Origin of the sequence: Paraburkholderia ribeironis (genome assembly GCF_900019265.1) — a bacterium.
Classification (GTDB): Bacteria; Pseudomonadota; Gammaproteobacteria; order Burkholderiales; family Burkholderiaceae; genus Paraburkholderia; species Paraburkholderia ribeironis.
In genome coordinates this window covers 1-2,606 of the sequence record NZ_CYGX02000084.1, presented here as the reverse complement: position 1 = coordinate 2,606, position 2,606 = coordinate 1, and the positions used below count along the sequence as shown (strand labels likewise).

Annotated in this window: 2 protein-coding genes and 1 pseudogene; 2 read left to right on the top strand and 1 reads right to left on the bottom strand. The window is 56.8% G+C overall.

Features of this window, described 5'->3' with window-relative positions:
- Positions 1-330: 330 nt before the first annotated feature.
- Both BN2475_RS29265 and BN2475_RS29260 read left to right on the top strand, forming a co-directional pair.
- Positions 331-1,141, top strand: a protein-coding gene (locus BN2475_RS29265; protein WP_245841664.1) for an IS5 family transposase whose coding sequence is annotated in 2 segments (ribosomal slippage) — positions 331-473 and positions 472-1,141 — 813 coding nt in all. Because the reading frame shifts where the segments join, the coding sequence is not laid out codon by codon here.
- 581 nt (positions 1,142-1,722) lie between these two features.
- Positions 1,723-1,923: pseudogene (locus BN2475_RS29260) on the top strand (transposase); the annotation flags it as partial.
- Between the two features lie 254 nt (positions 1,924-2,177).
- On the opposite strand, the gene BN2475_RS29255 reads toward BN2475_RS29260, so the two are convergent.
- The coding region (locus tag BN2475_RS29255) for a transposase (protein ID WP_143325962.1) at positions 2,178-2,606 on the bottom strand (429 nt) is incomplete at its 5' end.

Here is a 2,606-nt window from a genome sequence, read left to right as displayed (position 1 = left end):
GCGTTTGAGCAAGTGGGCCACGGTCAGATTCATCGTCTTCATCTAGCTTTCAGTCGTTCGTCTTGTTACGAACATCATAGCCGACTGCCTTATTGCAACAGAACCAAATCGAGACCATGCATATGATTCGCAAAGCCCCGATGAACGATGGCGGTAGGGCACTCTCTCTCGTCCAGCAATTCTACTCGCTCGTTGCATAAGCGGCCCTCCATATTTCGGAGCTCGTCGGACAGCTTCCTTAGAGGCCAGTTCAAAAAAGAGCCGTAGTGGTCTGTTAACTTTCGCGGCGCGATGTTAGCCTCTTTCGTCCAGACAACGGAGACCGAGGGGATGCAAAAGCCGATCATTGACCGCGAATTGTGGATACTGATCGAACCGTTACTGCCGAAGCCCAGACCCCGAAACAACAAGCGCCGCAGACGACCTCGTGTGTCGGAACGGGTGGCGCTCAATGGCGTCCTGTTCGTGTTGCACCGGGATACGGTGGAACCACTTGCCGACCACGCTGGAGTTTGGCTCAGGTGCGACCTGCTGGCGCCGCCTCGACGCTTGGCAGAAGGTGGGCGTTTGGACCAGGTTGCGTGCATTGCTGCTCGACAAGTTGCGCGAGTCCGGAGAATTGGCCCTTCCATATGCTGCCATTGACTCATCGTCGGTACGAGCCGTTGGAGCGGGCAAAAACTGGGCCGAACCCTACGGATCGCGCGCGCCCATCGAGCACCACGTCCTCGTAGACGCCAACGGGCTGCCGGTCAGCGTGAATCTGGGCAGTGAAAACTGCAACGACGTTACCCAGTTGCTTCCGTTGGTCGATGCCATCGCGCCGATCCGCGGCGCGCGTGGCCGACCGATGCGCAAGCCCAAATTCATCTACGGCGATCGCGGCTACGACTCTGACGCACATCGTCAGCGTTTGCGAGACCGTGGCATCAGGCCGGTAATCGCGTGGCGTCGAACCGAACAAGGCGGTGGCCTGGGAAAATTCCGCTGGGTTGTAGACCGAACTCACTCGTGGCTCCACAATTTCCGAAGACTCTGCATCCGCTTCGATCGCCGTAGCGACATCCACGAAGCATTCCTAAAATTGGCTTGCTCGCTCGTGTGCTGGAATACATTCAAACGAGCGGAGTCGGCTTATTGAACTGCCTTCTTATTCAGACAGTATGCCATCGAAAATAACCACTGAAGCGTTTCCATGACCGCCGTACTAGGTCGACTGCTTTCCGCAGCCTAACCATGGTGCGCCATGCTTTGAAAGCCTGCCGCCTGCTCGCGCACCCACATTCGCAAAGATACGCATGTATTTCGCCTTCGACGTTGATATGCGTCAATGCTGAGAACAGGCCCGCGGCGAAGCGTTCCGCTCTCGGCAAGAGCATTCGTGCCCGCGGCAATGCGCGTGCGGCATGTTTAGGTTACGGCTCTGTGGATGATGATCTCGAACTCAGCGTCACCAACCACAAACCGGTTCGAACACTATCGGCGGTTCGCGTGCGGCTGGCGCGATACGATCACTGCGTGAAGCGATCGACGCGCTGGACGTGGATGCTTCGGACATCGACCCCGCGCGCCGGAATGACGTTCTTCCGTCGCCATCTAGATGGGCACTGTCACGTCAAATTGCTCGCCACATAATAGCGGGGAGGGAAATCGCTCGCCCAGAAAATGGACGGAACTTGAGTGATCTCTGTGAAACGCCGCGAGGCGGTGAAGTGTTCCTCGATGACACAGCTCGGTCTTGGTCTGGATCTTTCAACGAAACGTACGCGCAAGCGGGAATTTCTCGATGAGATGCGGCGTGTTGTCCCTTGGTCGAAGCTGATTGCGCTGATCGAGCCGCACTATCCGGCAGGCAAAACCGGACGGCCGCCTTTCCCGATCGGGACGATGCTGCAAATTCATTTTATGCAGCAGTTATATGGACGCCTCCCGTTTGGCAAGGGCCGGCATCGATGCTGTCAAACATGATCAGGATGCGGTTTTATACATGGCCTGTTGTAGAGGCATGTGCCTGTTGGCCCTGATGGAATCCGCTGACCCGCGCCTCATTTGGTTCGTGGACTCGAAGTCCTCTGCTGCATGCAGGCGTGGCGTGTCACGGTCTGACCTGTTTGCCATCATTCGTTGTCGTACCTTGCGCAACCGTTGATAAGGAAATGTACGCTGTTTGGGGATATTTAAGCGAGCGTCGGCTTACTGACAAACTCCCGTTGATACTTTCGCTCATGAGCCAGTAGTGCCCAGATCGTACGGGCCATCTTGTTGGCCAGTGCAACAATCGCGACATTCTGTGGTCGGCGTTGCGCCAGTTTCGTTGCCCAGATGGGAGGCTCTTTGCTATGGGTGAGTACCGATCGCGTGCCGTGGATCAGCAAAGTTCGCAAGTAAGTGTCGCCATGCTTGCTGATGCCTAGCAATCGCAGCAGGCCGCCCGTTCCACTCTGCCGGGGGACGAGACCCAGCCATGCCGCTAATTCGCGGCCGGATTTAAACGCCTTTGGATCACCGATCGATGCGACGGCCGCTGTCGCCGTCAATAGTCCGACACCCGGGATCTCGGCGATGCGACGACTTGATGTGTCGTTTCTATGCCATACCTGAAGTCG